The following is a 1408-nucleotide window of genomic DNA, read 5'->3' on the forward strand; positions in this document are numbered from 1 at the left end:
CACGACGTTCTGAACCCAGCTCGCGTACCGCTTTAATGGGCGAACAGCCCAACCCTTGGGACCTACTTCAGCCCCAGGATGCGATGAGCCGACATCGAGGTGCCAAACCTCCCCGTCGATGTGGACTCTTGGGGGAGATAAGCCTGTTATCCCCAGGGTAGCTTTTATCCGTTGAGCGATGGCCCTTCCATGCGGTACCACCGGATCACTAAGCCCGACTTTCGTCCCTGCTCGACTTGTCAGTCTCGCAGTCAAGCTCCCTTTTGCCTTTGCACTCTTCGAATGATTTCCAACCATTCTGAGGGAACCTTGGGGCGCCTCCGTTACTCTTTAGGAGGCGACCGCCCCAGTCAAACTGCCCGCCTGACACTGTCCCCGTACCGGATCACGGTACCAGGTTAGAACTCCGACACGATCAGGGTGGTATCCCAACGGCGCCTCCACCGAAGCTGGCGCTCCGGCTTCCTAGGCTCCCACCTATTCTGTACAAATCGTATCAAAGTCCAATATCAAGCTGCAGTAAAGCTCCATGGGGTCTTTCCGTCTTGTCGCGGGTAACCTGCATCTTCACAGGTATTAAAATTTCACCGGATCTCTCGTTGAGACAGCGCCCAAGTCGTTACGCCATTCGTGCGGGTCAGAATTTACCTGACAAGGAATTTCGCTACCTTAGGACCGTTATAGTTACGGCCGCCGTTTACTGGGGCTTCGGTTCATAGCTTCGGGTTGCCCCTAACCACTCCCCTTAACCTTCCAGCACCGGGCAGGCGTCAGCCCGTATACTTCGCCTTGCGGCTTCGCACAGACCTGTGTTTTTGCTAAACAGTCGCTTGGGCCTTTTCACTGCGGCCCCCTCGTGCTATTCACACTACCGGGGCACCCCTTCTCCCGAAGTTACGGGGTCATTTTGCCGAGTTCCTTAACGAGAGTTCTTCCGCGCGCCTTAGAATTCTCTTCTCGCCTACCTGTGTCGGTTTGCGGTACGGGCACCTTCTCCTGGTTAGAGGCTTTTCTTGGCAGTGTGAGATCATGACCTTCGGTACTGTAAATTTTCCCTCCCCATCACAGCCCAGCCTTTCGATGTGCGGATTTGCCTACACATCAGCCTCACTGCTTGGACGAGCATCCATCAGCTCGCGTCACTACCCTCCTGCGTCACCCCATCACTCCTAACGGATTACGGTGGTACAGGAATTTCAACCTGTTGTCCTTCGACTACGCCTTTCGGCCTCGCCTTAGGTCCCGACTTACCCTGAGCGGACGAACCTTCCTCAGGAAACCTTGGGCTTTCGGCGGATCAGATTCTCACTGATCTTTTCGTTACTCATACCGGCATTCTCACTTGTATGCAGTCCACCAGTCCTTCCGGTCCAACTTCAATCCGCATACAACGCTCCCCTACCCCTGA

General features: G+C 55.0%; 1 rRNA gene. It reads right to left on the minus strand.

Annotation, left to right across the window (positions count from 1 at the left end):
- Positions 1-1408, minus strand: a 23S ribosomal RNA gene (locus DMN77_RS23505); the annotation flags it as partial.

Origin of the sequence: Paenibacillus sp. 79R4 (assembly GCF_013393165.1) — a bacterium.
Lineage (GTDB): Bacteria > Bacillota > Bacilli > Paenibacillales > Paenibacillaceae > Fontibacillus.